13 protein-coding genes are annotated in these 12,421 nt (G+C 72.6%); 6 read left to right on the top strand and 7 right to left on the bottom strand.

Translation table 11 applies throughout. The annotated features are described in order from the left end of the window. Nucleotides 1–333: LysR family transcriptional regulator (locus tag IEZ12_RS39680; RefSeq protein ID WP_229848550.1), on the bottom strand; the 333-nt coding region annotated here is incomplete at its 3' end. A 71-nt stretch (nucleotides 334–404) separates the two neighbouring features. Here IEZ12_RS39680 and IEZ12_RS34120 point away from each other — a divergent pair. The 6 genes from IEZ12_RS34120 to IEZ12_RS34095 all read left to right on the top strand — a co-directional run bounded on the left by IEZ12_RS34120 (nucleotide 405) and on the right by IEZ12_RS34095 (nucleotide 7,055). Then, nucleotides 405–1,514 (top strand): TDT family transporter, encoded by a 1,110-nt coding sequence (locus IEZ12_RS34120; RefSeq protein ID WP_189277824.1) that lies wholly within the window; start codon nucleotides 405–407, stop codon nucleotides 1,512–1,514. A gap of 643 nt (nucleotides 1,515–2,157) precedes the next feature. Continuing rightward, on the top strand, nucleotides 2,158–3,162 hold the full coding sequence (locus IEZ12_RS34115) for a LuxR family transcriptional regulator (protein ID WP_100589131.1): 1,005 nt from the start codon (nucleotides 2,158–2,160) through the stop codon (nucleotides 3,160–3,162). Continuing rightward, entirely contained in the window at nucleotides 3,155–4,120 is a 966-nt protein-coding gene (locus IEZ12_RS34110; RefSeq protein ID WP_189277822.1) for a helix-turn-helix domain-containing protein, read from the top strand. The genes IEZ12_RS34115 and IEZ12_RS34110 overlap by 8 nt, the downstream gene beginning before the upstream one ends. Further along, nucleotides 4,113–5,063: a LuxR C-terminal-related transcriptional regulator gene (locus IEZ12_RS34105; protein ID WP_229848548.1), complete on the top strand. Its 951-nt coding sequence runs from the start codon at nucleotides 4,113–4,115 to the stop codon at nucleotides 5,061–5,063. The genes IEZ12_RS34110 and IEZ12_RS34105 overlap by 8 nt, the downstream gene beginning before the upstream one ends. Continuing rightward, on the top strand, nucleotides 5,060–6,013 hold the full coding sequence (locus tag IEZ12_RS34100) for a LuxR C-terminal-related transcriptional regulator (RefSeq protein WP_229848546.1): 954 nt from the start codon (nucleotides 5,060–5,062) through the stop codon (nucleotides 6,011–6,013). Before IEZ12_RS34105 ends, IEZ12_RS34100 begins: the two co-directional genes overlap by 4 nt. 58 nt (nucleotides 6,014–6,071) lie before the next feature. Beyond that, the gene (locus IEZ12_RS34095) at nucleotides 6,072–7,055 is read left to right on the top strand and encodes a LuxR C-terminal-related transcriptional regulator (protein WP_189277820.1); all 984 of its coding nucleotides are present in this window, start codon (nucleotides 6,072–6,074) and stop codon (nucleotides 7,053–7,055) included. Between the two features lie 7 nt (nucleotides 7,056–7,062). Here IEZ12_RS34095 and IEZ12_RS34090 read toward each other — a convergent pair whose 3' ends face one another. The 6 genes from IEZ12_RS34090 to IEZ12_RS34065 all read right to left on the bottom strand — a co-directional run. Continuing rightward, nucleotides 7,063–7,674, bottom strand: coding sequence for a TIR domain-containing protein (locus tag IEZ12_RS34090; protein WP_043915284.1), 612 nt, complete (start codon nucleotides 7,672–7,674; stop codon nucleotides 7,063–7,065). Between the two features lie 577 nt (nucleotides 7,675–8,251). Then, the gene (locus IEZ12_RS34085) at nucleotides 8,252–9,259 is read right to left on the bottom strand and encodes a helix-turn-helix domain-containing protein (protein WP_189277818.1); all 1,008 of its coding nucleotides are present in this window, start codon (nucleotides 9,257–9,259) and stop codon (nucleotides 8,252–8,254) included. 206 nt (nucleotides 9,260–9,465) lie between these two features. Continuing rightward, on the bottom strand, nucleotides 9,466–9,990 hold the full coding sequence (locus IEZ12_RS34080) for a heat shock protein transcriptional repressor HspR (RefSeq protein WP_229848544.1): 525 nt from the start codon (nucleotides 9,988–9,990) through the stop codon (nucleotides 9,466–9,468). Nucleotides 9,991–9,997: 7 nt separating this feature from the next. Continuing rightward, nucleotides 9,998–11,143, bottom strand: coding sequence for a molecular chaperone DnaJ (gene dnaJ, locus IEZ12_RS34075; protein WP_189277817.1), 1,146 nt, complete (start codon nucleotides 11,141–11,143; stop codon nucleotides 9,998–10,000). A gap of 136 nt (nucleotides 11,144–11,279) precedes the next feature. Then, nucleotides 11,280–11,870, bottom strand: a complete 591-nt coding sequence (gene grpE, locus IEZ12_RS34070; protein ID WP_100589136.1) for a nucleotide exchange factor GrpE — start codon at nucleotides 11,868–11,870, stop codon at nucleotides 11,280–11,282. Next, on the bottom strand, nucleotides 11,867–12,421 hold a 555-nt coding region (locus IEZ12_RS34065), incomplete at its 5' end, for an Hsp70 family protein (RefSeq protein WP_189277815.1). The genes grpE and IEZ12_RS34065, both read right to left, overlap by 4 nt.

Genomic DNA, 12,421 nt, shown 5'->3' with positions numbered 1-12,421 from the left:
GTACTCGGCGACGGTCAGGCTGGCCAGCACCCGCAGTCGGGCGTCCCGGCGTTCGCGCAGCGCGTCGATCCCGGCGTCCAGCGCCTGGGCGGCCTCCACCACCTGCCGGGCCCACTCGACCACCAGCCGGCCCGCCTCGGTGGGCCGGGAGCCGCGCGGGGAGCGCTCCAGCAGGGCCACCCCGATCTGCCGCTCCATGCCCTTGATCCGGGCGCTGGCGGCGGGCTGGCTGACGCCGAGTTCGGCCGCGGCCCGTCCGACGCTGCCCAGCCGGGCCACCGCGAGCAGCAGCTCCAGGGCGCCGAGTTCGGGGACGTGCGGAGAGAGAGCCATAGGCTCAGGCTATGCCCTCATAGCGGAGGCCTCGCTACCGCCTTCCCGCGGGCGGGAGGACGGTGGGTGCCATGGCAACCCTCCTCGCGCCGCAGACCCGCCCGCACGCCGCCGGCTCGCCCGCGCTCTCCCGGCTCGGACCGAACTGGTACGCCGCCGTGATGGGCACCGCGATCACCGGCAACGCCGCCGCCGCGCTGCCGATCGACCTGCCGGGCCGGCTCGCCCTGGCCGAGGCGGTGTGGACGCTGTCGCTGCTCCTGCTGGCCGTCCTGCTGGCGGCCCGCGCCGTGCACCTGGTGCGCCACCGCGAGCAGGCCCGCCGGACCCTGCTGGAGGACCCGTCCGCCGCGGTGTTCTACGGCTGCCCGCCGATGGCGCTGCTGGCCGTCGGCTACGGCGCGCTCGCGGTCGGCGGCCCGGTGGTCGGCGAGCGGGCCGGCCTGGCGCTGGACGCGCTGCTGTGGGGCGCCGGGACGCTGTACGCGGTGGCGGTGGCCGCCGGGCTGCCGTACCTGATGATCACCCGGCACCGGCTGTCCGCGCTGGAGGCCAACCCGACCTGGCTGCTGCCGGTGGTCGCCCCGATGGTGGCCGCCGCGCTCGGCCCCGCGCTGGTGCCGCACCTGCCGGAGGGGGTGGCCCGGCAGGCGCTGCTGTACGGATGCGTGGCGATGTTCGGGGCCAGTCTGCTGGCCACCCTGGTGCTGCTGCCGGTGGTGTTCGGCGGGCTGGTGCACAACAAGCTGCCCGCGGTGGCGCTCACCCCGTCGCTGTTCCTGGTGCTGGGCCCGTTCGGCCAGTCCACCACCGCCGTCCACCAGTTCGCCGACGCGGTGCCGCTCGCGCTGCCGGCCGCCGGGGAGCAGGGGGCGGCGGTGGCCCGCGGCCTGGCCGAGGTGTACGGCGTCGCGGTGATGGGCTTCGCGCTGCTCTGGCTGGCCGTGGCGCTGGTCGCCAACCTGCGGGCGCTGCGCGCCGGGATGCCGTTCGCGATGACCTGGTGGGCGTTCACCTTCCCGGTCGGCACGCTGGTCACCGGCACGGCCGCGCTGGCCCGGCACACCGGGTTCGGCGGCTTCACCGGGCTGGCCGTCGCACTGTGGCTGCTGCTGTTCACCGCCTGGGCGGTGGCCGCGGGTCGCACCCTGGCGGGACTGCGGGCCGGGCGGCTGCTGTAGCGGCGGGGGAGCGCGCGCCGGCCGCGGATCGGGGGCGGCGACTCGGCGCCGGCGATTCCGGATCGGCGGATTCGGAAAAGATTCGCCGAATTCCCGGATCCGGCAGTGACATTTCGGCGGCCCACGACGCCACCGCTTGGGCGACCGGCCCGATGGGTACTGAATGCCTGTTCGGGGTGGGGGGAAATGCTGCGGGATTCGGGATTCCGGTCACTCGATCGAGTGGTTTGTTGCAGGTTCCTGCACTTGCGGGAACCTGCAGCCTGAGACCACTTGTTCGACGTTCCCCGCGCTGTGAGGGTGTAGTCACGCCAAGTCGTCCCGGGCCGCCGCAGCCCGGTCGGCGACTTGCTCTTCGCGTGGGGGCGACAGGTGCGTTCGTATCTGCGCTACGGGGGGAAGAGCACCGGTCCGGACGCCATGTGTGGTGATGGCCGACGGACGGGTATCGGTGAGGCGTTGCTGCTCCGCCTCGCCGAAGCGCCTTGACGCTTGGCGTGACACGAGCGGGTCCTCCGGGGCCGGGTGCCCGGCATCCGCCCCGGAGGGACCGCCCGTCCCGCGGGGGCTCCCGCCGTCGAGCCGGACCGCCCTGCTGAGATCATCATCCGCAAGCGGAGGAACACGGCAGGGAGAGCTCGACGTGGCTGCGGACCACCCGACGTCCGACCCGGACGACACACTGCCCGAGGACGACGCCGCCCGGCTGTACCTGGCCATCCTGACCGCCGGCGGTCGCGTCCCGCTGGAGGACCCGGCGCTGCCCGGCTCCGACTTCGCCCCCGAACGCCAACGGGCCCTGCTGGCCCAGCTGGTGGCCGTCGGGCTGGTGCTGCCCAACCGCGCCGACGGCTGCTACGTCGCGGTCAGCCCGCGCGCCGTCGCCGAACGCCTCGGCACCGACCTGCGGGCCCGGGCCACCCGGCTGCTGCTCGACGCCGACCGGCTGCCCGCCGCCCTCGACCCGCTCGCCCGCGCCTACGACGCCGTTCCCCGGCCCGCCGACCGGGCCCGGCAGGCGGTCTACGTGGACGGCCAGGAGAGCATCCGGCTGCGGATCGCCCAGCTGGTCTCCGACTGCCGGCTCGAACTGCTCAGCGCCCAGCCCGGCCTGCGCCCGCCCGCCGTCCTCGAACTCGCCCACACCCAGGACCAGTTGATGCTCCGCCGGGGCGGCACCATGCGCACCCTCTACCAGCCGGTCGCGCTCACCGAGGACAGCGCCGTCCGGCACGCCACCGCGATGGCCGAGCAGGGCGCCCAACTGCGCGTCCTGGACGAGCCGTTCCTGCGCATGATCGTCATCGACCGGCGGATCGCCGTGATCCCGGCCGCCGACGACCACAGCCGCGCCGCCTTCGTCGAGGACCCCGCCGCCATCGCCTACCTGGTGGCCGGCTTCGAACGCGACTGGGCCCGGGCCGACCACGTCCACTGGAACAGCCTGGACGGCCGCACCCTCACCCGCACCGCCACCCACCGGGTCGGCCGGCTGCTCGCGCAGGGCCTCACCCAGCGCGCCGTCGCCACCCGCCTCGGCCTGTCCGAACGCACCGTGGCCGGCCACATCTCCCGGCTCCGCGAACTGCACAACGCCCAGACCCTGTTCCAGCTCGGCTGGTTGATGAGAGGCGGCGGGCGTGGCTGACCCCGCGCCCGCACCGGTCGGCGACCTCGCCCAGTGCCTCTACCTGGAGATCCTCGACGCCGGCGGCCGGATCGCCGCCGAGCGGATCGCCGACCCGCAGCGGCCCGCGCTCGCCGAACTGCTCCGTGCCGGCCTGCTGATCTCCGACGGCCTGGACGGCGCCTACCTGGCCGTCGACCCGCGGCTGGTGGCCGAGAGCCTCGGCACCGAGATGAACACCGAGGCCGCCCGTCTGCTCAACCGGGCCGAATGCCTGCCCGGCCGCCTCGACCCGCTGATCACCGCCTACGAGAACGTCCGCCACCCGATCGAACCCGCCGCCTGCGACGTCCAGGTGATCGGCCGCGAGCAGGTCCGCCGGCGGATCGCCCAACTCGCCGCCGACTGCTGCGAGGAGACCCTCACCGCCCAGCCCGGCGAGCTCCTCCCCAGCGTCCTGGAGACCTCGCTCCACCAGGAGCTCCCGATGCTGCGGCGCGGCTGCCGGATCCGCACCCTGTACCGGCCCGGCGTGCTCGCCGAACCCTCCGCGATCCGCTACGCCGCCGCCCTCACCGAGGCCGGCGGCGAGGTCCGGCTGCTCGACGAACCGTTCCAGCGCGCCCTGGTCTTCGACCGCGCCGCCGCCGTCGTCCCCGCCGCGGAGGACCACAGCCGGGCCGCGCTGATCCTCGACCCCGCCACCGTCGCGACGATCGTGGCCGGCTTCGAACGCGACTGGGCCCGGGCCGAACGCGTCCGATGGGACCTGCTGCTCGACACCGCCCCCGCCCGCACCGCCGCCGATCGGGTCGGCCGGCTGCTCGCCCAGGGCCTCACCCAGCGCGCCGTCGCCGCCCGCCTCGGCCTGTCCGAGCGCACGGTGGCCGGCCACATCTCCCGACTGCGCGAACAGCACGGCGCCGACACCCTGTTCCAGCTCGGCTGGCTGATGCGCGGAGGCGAGGACCGTGACTGAGCCGGACGCCGTTCCTCCGACCGAGGCCGAGAAGGCGCTCTACCTCGCCGTCCTGCGGGCCGGCCGGGTCTCGCTGCGCGAAGCGATGGAACAGGACGCCGCCGCGGCCGCCCGACTGCTGGAACTGGGACTGCTGGAGCACTACCTGGTCGGCGGCTGGGTGACGGCCGTCAACCCGCGCACGATCGGCAACCGGCTCGGCACCGCCCTGCGCGAGCACGCCACCGGCCTGCTCGCCCGGGCCGAACGGACGGCGGCCGACTTCGACGAACTGGCCGAGTCCTACGACGCCGCGCAGCGGCGCACCGAACCGGGCGCCGGGATCGCCCACCTGACCAGCGTCCAGCAGATCCGGCAGCGGCTGCTGGAGATCGAGGCCGGCTACCACGAGGAGGCCCTGGCCGCCCAGCCCGGCCCGCGCGCCGCCGAGTACCTGGCGGACAACTCCCGGATGCGCAGGGCGCTGGCCCGCGGCGCCGTCGTCGACGTCCTCTACCAGCCGCTCACCCGGCACACCCCGCACACCGTCGCCTACGCCTCCGACGCCACCGACTGGGGCGTCCGCCTGCGGGTCCTGGACGAGCCCTTCGCCCGGATGATGGTCTTCGACCGGCGGGTGGCGGTGATCTCCGCGTCCACCGAGACCCTCGCCGCCGCCTTCATCGAGGACCGCGCCGTGGTCGACCACCTGGTCGCCGTGTTCCGGCGCGACTGGGCCCGCGCCGTCCGGGTCCCCTGGCACGACCTGACGGGCCGGCAGATCCCGGAGACCCCCCGCCGGGTCGGCGAACTGCTCGCCACCGGCCTCACCCAGCGCGCCGTCGCCTCCCGCCTCGGCCTGTCCGAACGCACCGTCGCCGCCCACATCGCCCGGCTGCGCGAGCGCTACGACGCCGAGACGCTGTTCCAGCTCGGCTGGCTGATGCGGGACGGCGCCCGGTGAAGGACCGACTTCCGGACGAGAGCGAGCGGGCGCTGTACCGCCAGGTGATGGAGCAGGGCGGGCGGGTGATGTTCCGTGAGGCGATGCAGCAGAACGCCGCCGCCACCCTCCGGCTGATCGAACTCGGCCTGCTGATCCACCACGACGTCGACGAGTCGCTGAGCGCCGTCAACCCCCGCTCGGTGGTCGACCGGCTGAGCGCCGAGCTGCGCGACGCGGCCATCCGCAAGCTGGCGCGCTCGCAGCGGGCCTCGGCCCAGCTGGAGGACCTGGTGCACGCCTACGACCAGGCCCCGCGCCGCCCCGACCGGGCGCACGCGGTGGAGCGGGTGCACGACCGGCTGCAGATCCGGCACCGGATCACCCAGATCGAGTCCGAGATGCACGAGGAGACCCTGGCCGCCCAGCCCGGCGGCGCCCGCCCGGTCGGCCAGATGCAGCAGGCCCTGAAGCGCTCGCTGGCGTTCCTCGCCCGCGGCATCGGCATCCGCACCCTCTACCAGCCGGGTGCGCTCGCCGACCCGCCCACCGTCGACTACGCGGCCACGCTCGCGTCCGGCGGCGAGCGGATCCGGGTCCTGGACGAGCCGTTCCGGCGGATGCTGATCTTCGACCGGCGGATCGCGATCATCACCGCCTCGCCGGACAACAACCAGGCCGCCTTCGTCGAGGACCCCGCCGTGCTGGCCACCCTGATCGACCTGTTCGAGCGGGACTGGGCGCGCGCCACCCGGATCGACTGGCACGCACTGGCCGGCCGCCCGCGCGGCACCGGCGTCCCCAAGGAGGTCGGCGCCCTGCTCGCCCAGGGCCTCACCCAGCGCGCCATCGCCTCCCGGCTCGGCCTGTCCGAACGGACGGTGGCCGCCCACATCGCCCGGCTGCGCGAGCTCTACGATGCGGAGACCCTGTTCCAGCTCGGCTGGCAGCTGCGCGGAGCGCCGGAATGACCGATCGGAACCGACCGCCCGGGCGCCGGCCCGGGGCGGCCCGGAAGGAGTGGGACCAGTGAGCGAGTCGACCGGAGCCGCCCTGCCGACCGAGTCCGAACGACGGCTCTACCAGCGGATCCTGGACCAGGGCGGACGGGTGGACTTCCGCGAGGCGGTGGAACAGGACCCGGCGGGCGTGCTGCGACTGCTGGAGCTCGGCCTGCTGGCGCACGACGGGGCCGACCAGTCGCTGACGGCCGTCAACCCGCGCACGGTCGGCGACCGGATCAGCGCCGACCTCCGCGCCGAGGGCACCCGGATGCTGCTGCGCGCGGAGGAGATGCCCGTCCTGCTGGAGGACCTCACCCACGCCTACGACGCCACCCCGCGCCGCGCGGACCGCTCCAGCGTGGTCCAGCACGTCGACCGGACCGACCGGATCCGGGAGCGGGTGCGGCAGCTGGAGAACGAGGCGGCGGAGGAGGTGCTGGCCCTGCAGCCCGGCGGGGTGTTCCCGGGCGACCACCAGGCCGACTCGCTGGAGCGGGTCCGCTGCTTCCTGAGCGGCGGCGCCGTGCTGCACACGGTCTACGAGCCCGCCGCGCTGCTCGACGAGACCACGGTGCGCTGGGCCGAGGCCGTCACCGGCTGGGGCGGCCGGTTCCGGACGCTGAGCGAGCCGTTCAGCCGGATGACCATCTTCGACCGCCGGATCGCCGTCGTCCCGGCGTCGGCGGACAACTCCAGCGCCGCGGTGGTCGAGGACCCGGCCGTGGTCTCGTTCCTGGTCGCCGCCTTCGAACGGGACTGGGAGCGGGCCGAGCGGGTCCGCTGGCGCTCGGCCGACCGCGAGGGCGAGAGCGTCGTCCCGGTCCACGAACAGGTCGGCCGGCTGCTCGCCCAGGGGCTGACGCAGCGTTCGATCGCCACCCGCCTCGGCCTGTCCGAACGGACCGTGGCGGGCCACATCTCCCGGCTCCGCGAGCTGCACGACGCGGAGACCCTGTTCCAACTCGGCTGGCAGATGCGGGGATCCGACGACCCCGCGGCGGCGGGCTGACGGCAGGTCAGCCGGTGGCGATCTCGGGGGACCAGAAGCCGTAGGGGCCGGTGTGCTCGCGGCGCGGCCGCGGGAACTGCTCGCCCGGCGCGGTCCAGAAGCCGCTGCGCAGCGACAGCGCCATGCCGGCCCAGTCCAGCGCGGTCTCCACGGTGTGGTGCAGCGCCTCCTGCGACCAGGTGTCGTCGAACACCAGCGGCAGCACGGGGGAGACCTGCTCGATGGTGGCGATCAGCGGGTTGTGGGTGATCGCCTCGTCCACCAGCATCACGATCGGCTTGCGCAGCGCCGAGGCCCAGCCCAGCTCCAGGCTCACGCCGGCCGACAGCGGGGCGCCGACGTACGCGAACACCAGGTCCGCGCTCTGCATCGCCCGGAAGTCCGAGGGCACCCGCTGCTCCGGCGCCCGGCCGGCCACCGTCCACGCGTCGCTGTGGTGGGCGCTGTACACCGCGGCTCCGCTGCGCAGCAGCGTGCTCCGCAGCGTGGTCAGTCTGGTGCGGCTGGCCAGCGTCACCACGCTGTCCGCCGGCCCGGTCAGCCGCATCAGGGGCGCGGCGAGGAAGACCCGTGCGCGCCGCCCCTCAGAGGCCTGGTACTGCAGGTGGGGCTCACTCATGTCGACTCCGGGTGTGGTGATTCGGCCGGCTCGGCCCGGATGATCCTGTCCGGTGGACGCGGTACAGGCCCGAAGACTGCCGCACTTCGGGGTCGAGCGGGCCGACGTGGAACTCGCTGATCATGCCGCTTTGGCTACGACTAGCTGATCGTCCATCTCCGAGCGTCAGGGAGTCCACTGGCGCATGGTGGCATCTGACTGCCTGGCGGATAGATGACACCTCTATCCATCATCCGGACTTCTAAGCGCCGACATGCACATTTCATGGCCCGGGGGGAGTCTGCCAACCCCGGTAGGTGACGGCGGGGCGGTTGATGAGTAATCATATGGTGCCAATTGATGCGAACATCGATCGGGGGACGATGCTCGCTATGGATTTGTCCGAAAGGGGTGATTTTGTGCTGAAGGCCCGCCGTATCCTGATCTCGACGCTCCTCCTGGGCATCACCGTGTTCCTCGGAGCCGGCCCGGCGAGTGCGGACTCTCACTGGTTTGCGTCCCAGACCCCCAGCCAGGTGGTCTCCTTCGACAGCTACTGGTAGAGCCCTGAAGCGTGGGACGGAGGGGCCGTCGGCTTCTAGGCTGTCGGCCCCTCCGTTTGCGCCAGTTTCCAGCCCAGTTGGAAAAGCGTGTCGACCCCGTACTCCTCGCGCATTTCGGCGATGTGCCGGGCCAGCGTTCGTTCACTGAGGCCCAGGCGTCTGGCGATCGTTCGGTGTGCGATCCCTTCCAGCAGCATCCGTACGATCTGCCGGCGCATTCTCGTGACCACCTGGGGCGGAATCCCGTGGTCGCCGGTGAACGGGATCGCCCGTTCCCATTGGCTGTTGAACACCCCGACGATGTAGTCGATGACGGACTCGTCCCGGATGAACGCCGCCCGATCGCGGTTCTGCTCGTCCCCCACGGTGATGACGGCGACTTTGCGGTCGATCACGATGAGCTTGGTGAAGGCCTCGTCGAGCGTCCTGACCTGGCACCCTTCCTGGGTGACCGCCTGGACGTAACTGACCGTCGGGTTCGAATAGCGGGCGCTGGGCTGATAGATCGTCCGGATCGTGCCGCCGCGTTCCACGAATTTCAGATCGCGGGCGATCGCAATTTTCAGCGCGTCCTCCCCGCGGCCGCCGCCGGGTTGCGCGGTGAGCATTTCCTCCGAGCCGTTGGCCATGGTCGTCGCCAGCTGCTGGTTGATGTTTCCGCGGCCCTGGACGTAGGCGATGGAACCTCCGGACACCGGGTGGCTGACGTAGGTCTGATATTCCCGGTGCAGGTCCTGCAGGGTGTGGTGGAGCGAGACCGAGCGCCGGAGTATTTCGCCGGCTTCCCGTTGGAACTCCAGCGCCAGTGATTCCGCCAGTTGTTGGGGATCCTTCACGGCGTAGGTGCCGGACGGCCCCACCTCCGACTGGAGCAGACCGAGAGCGAGCAACTCCTGCAAGGGGCCGTCGATTCGATCGGACGACAAGGCGCCGGCTTCGCACTCGGTCAGTCGGCCTCCGGTCTGCACGGCGCGGACGTAGAGGGACCTGGCCGCCGGTGACAGGGCCGGGGCGCCGGCACTGCTCCTCTGCTCAGTACTCATGTCCATGACTCCTCGCCTGAGCTGGGGGCTTCTGGCAGTTCGGGGGCGTCTTCCGGCCCGCATCATAGAGCGAAGGGCGCTCGGTTCCCCCGAATTACGGATCGATACGGGTCGGAAGCCTGTCCTCATCAAGACTCTGACAGCACACCGAAACCGCCGACACCCCCTGGTGGGAAGGAATGTCGACGGTTCCTGGTCGGGTCGGGTCAGCGCTTGGGGCGCCAGACCACCAGTGCGCTGGACTGCTGGACCTGCTGGTAGGGCACCAGGTCACGGCGGTAGGAGGCGTGCACGGCGGCCTCCCGCTGCTGGAGCGTGGCGGCGGCGCCCTCCAGGGCGTCGACCAGCTCGGAGACCCTGGACTGCAGGGCGGCGACCTGGTTCTCCAGTTCGATGATCCGCTTGATGCCCGCCAGGTTGATGCCCTCGTCCTGGGAGAGCCGCTGGACCTCGCGCAGCTGCTGGATGTCGCGCGCGGAGTAGCGGCGGCCGCGCCCGGCGGTGCGGTCGGGGCAGACCAGGCCGAGCCGGTCGTACTGGCGCAGCGTCTGCGGGTGCAGGCCGGAGAGTTCGGCGGCGACCGAGATCACGTAGACCGGGGTGTCCTCGGTGAGGACGTACGTCGGCGGGCCGGCGGGGCGGGTGCGGCCGCCGCCGCCGGGCAGGCCCTCGCCGATGCCGGAGCCGATCCGGCCCTCGTTGCCGTGCGGGCTGTCGGGGTGGGGACTCATCGGGGTCTCACGCTCCCTCTGCCGCCTTGAACAGGGCGGCTCGCGGGTCGTCCGAGGCGGTGGCCTCGCGGTACTGCTCCAGTGCGCTCAGGGCGTCTCCGCTGACTGCTTTGGGCACGGCGACCTCGACGGTGACCAGCAGATCGCCACGGGTGCCGTCCTTGCGGGTGGCTCCCTTGCCGCGGGCCCGCATGGTCAGGCCGTTGGCGCTGCCCGGGGGCAGCTTGAGCTTCACGGCCGGACCGTTCAGGGTCGGCACCTCGATGGTGCCGCCGAGCGCGGCCTCGGGGAAGCTGACCGGCACCGTCACGGTGAGGTTGTCACCCTTGCGTCCGAACACCGGGTGCGGGTCGACGTGCACGGTGACGTACAGGTCGCCGGGCTGGCCGCCGCGCTCGCCCTGGGCGCCCTTGCCCTTGAGCCGGATGCGCTGGCTGTCCTGCACACCGGCCGGGATGCGGACCTGCATGGTGCGGGCCGAGGAGGCCCGGCCGCTGCCGTGGCAGACGGTGCACGGGTCGTCGACGATCATGCCGCGGCCCTTGCAGTCCCGGCACGGCTCGGAGAGCGCGAAGGCGCCCTGGCCGCGGCTGACGGTGCCCGCGCCGACGCAGGTCGGGCAGACCCGCGGGGTGGTGCCGGTCTTGGCGCCGGTGCCGGCGCAGGCCCGGCAGGCGGCCTGGGAGGTCATCCGCAGCGGCACCGTCGCGCCGTCCACGGCCTCCTCGAAGTTGAGGGTGACCTCGGTCTCGACGTCCGCGCCGCGGCGCGGCTGCGCGGTCTGCCGGCCGCCGCGGTTGAACAGGCCGCCGAACACGTCGCCGAGCCCGCCGCTTCCGCCGCCCCCGCCGTTGAACAGGTCGCCGAAGTCGAAGCCGCCGGCGCCGCCCGCCCCGCCGGGCCGGAAGCCGCCGCCGGCGAACAGCGAGCGCGCCTCGTCGTACTCCTTGCGACGCTTCTCGTCGGAGAGCACGTCGTACGCCTCGGAGATGTCCTTGAACCGCTCCTCGGCCTTGGCATCGCCCTTGTTGGCGTCCGGATGGAACTCGCGCGCCAGCTTGCGGTACGTCTTCTTGATCTCGGCGGCGGTGGCGTCCTTGGGCACGCCGAGGACCTTGTAGTAGTCCTTCTCCACGTAGTCCTTAGCGCTCATGGCCTTTGACCGCCACCTCCCGTAGTTCTGAAGTCTGTTGGTGAAGCGTGCTGTTGCGAAAGAGCCGGGATACGGCGCTGCGGAGCCGGCCGCCGTACTGGACGACGTACGACTCCGCAGCGCACGGGGACCCTACTCAGCTGTCGGACGAGCCGTCAGCCTTGTCACCGTCCGGTTCGCCGGTGGTCTGGGCGCCCGGCTGGGGCTCCGCGACCGCGACCATCGCCGGGCGGATGATCCGCTCGCCGATCCGGTACCCGGGCTGGAGGATCTGCACGCAGGTGTCCTCCGTGACGTCCGACGAGTAGCTGTGCATCAGCGCCTCGTGGATGGTCGGGTCGAAGGGCTCGCCCTCCTTGCCGAACTGCTGGAGCCCGAGCTTGGCGACGACCGTCTCCAGCGACTCGGCGACGGACTTGAAGCCGCCCGTCACCTCGCCGTGCTCACGGGCCCGGCCGATGTCGTCCAGCACCGGGATCAGCGATTCCACGATGTTGGAGACCGCGATCTCCCGGACGGTGGCCCGGTCGCGCTCGACCCGCTTGCGGTAGTTCTGGTACTCGGCCTGGAGCCGCTGCAGGTCGGCGGTGCGCTCGCCGGCCTCGCGCTTGGCGGCGGCCAGCTCGTCGGCACCCGCGCCTGCGACAGCCTCTTCGGCGGCCTTCAGCACGGCTTCCTCGGCGGCGGAGTCGTCGCCGGGCTGCTCGCCCTGCGGCTTCTCCGTCATGCCGCACCGCCCTTGGGCTTCTCGTCGTCGACAATCTCGGCGTCGACCACGTCGTCGTCCTTGGCGCCGGCCTCGCCGGCACCGGCCGCACCGGTGGCCGCACCCGCGCCGTCGGCCTGCGCGTACAGCGCCGCGCCGAGCTTCTGGGCGGTGGTGGAGACCTTCTCGGTGGCGGTGCGGATGGCCGCCATGTCCTCGCCCTTGAGGGCTTCCTTGAGCTCGCCGATGGCGGTCTCGACCTCGGTCTTGACGTCGGCCGGGAGCTTGTCGGCGTTGTCGGCGATGAACTTCTCGGTCGAGTAGACGAGCTGCTCGCCCTGGTTGCGGGTCTCCACGGCCTCGCGGCGCTTGTGGTCCTCCTCCGCGTACCGCTCGGCCTCCTCGCGCATGCGGTTGACCTCGTCCTTCGGCAGCGAGGAGCCGCCGGTGACGGTCATCTTCTGCTCCTTGCCGGTGCCGAGGTCCTTCGCGGCCACGTGCATGATGCCGTTGGCGTCGATGTCGAAGGTGACCTCGATCTGCGGCAGGCCGCGGGGGGCCGGCGGCAGGCC

Origin of the sequence: Kitasatospora griseola, from assembly GCF_014648555.1 — a bacterium.
Lineage (GTDB): Bacteria > Actinomycetota > Actinomycetes > Streptomycetales > Streptomycetaceae > Kitasatospora > Kitasatospora griseola.
Note: the sequence above shows the minus strand (reverse complement) of the source record. Positions and strands in the feature narration are given on the sequence as shown.

Coding starts and splice junctions, on each gene's coding strand:
- IEZ12_RS34120 (WP_189277824.1), top strand. CDS start 405: ATGGCAACCCTCCTCGCGCCGCAGACCCGCCCGCACGCCGCCGGCTCG.
- IEZ12_RS34090 (WP_043915284.1), bottom strand. CDS start 7,674: ATGAGTGAGCCCCACCTGCAGTACCAGGCCTCTGAGGGGCGGCGCGCA.
- IEZ12_RS34085 (WP_189277818.1), bottom strand. CDS start 9,259: ATGAGTACTGAGCAGAGGAGCAGTGCCGGCGCCCCGGCCCTGTCACCG.
- IEZ12_RS34080 (WP_229848544.1), bottom strand. CDS start 9,990: ATGAGTCCCCACCCCGACAGCCCGCACGGCAACGAGGGCCGGATCGGC.
- dnaJ (WP_189277817.1), bottom strand. CDS start 11,143: ATGAGCGCTAAGGACTACGTGGAGAAGGACTACTACAAGGTCCTCGGC.
- grpE (WP_100589136.1), bottom strand. CDS start 11,870: ATGACGGAGAAGCCGCAGGGCGAGCAGCCCGGCGACGACTCCGCCGCC.